This window comes from Achromobacter sp. SIMBA_011, assembly GCF_046535435.1.
In the GTDB taxonomy this organism is placed as follows: Bacteria; Pseudomonadota; Gammaproteobacteria; order Burkholderiales; family Burkholderiaceae_B; genus Achromobacter; species Achromobacter dolens.
Genome location: NZ_JAWRWN010001278.1, coordinates 1 through 233 on the forward strand (window position 1 = coordinate 1; position 233 = coordinate 233).

Consider the following 233-nt stretch of genomic DNA (forward strand, 5'->3'; position numbering starts at 1 on the left):
CGCGCAGGTGCGCATCTCGCCGCCGCAACTCGTCGAGATGATGACGTCGAACGAGCCGCCGCTGATCTTCGACGCGCGCCCGCGCGCGATTCGCGAGCGCGAGCCGTACCGGATCGCCGGCGCGGTGCCGGTCGATCTCGATTCGCCGGATCTGCTCGATCCGGAATTGCTGAAGCGGCCGATCGTCGTCTATTGCGTGTGCCCGAACGAGGCGACCGCGAAGCGGCTGATCG

General features: G+C 68.2%; 1 pseudogene. It reads left to right on the forward strand.

Annotated elements, in window-relative coordinates:
- Positions 1–233 (forward strand): annotated as a pseudogene (locus SB816_RS35175) (cytochrome P460); the annotation flags it as partial.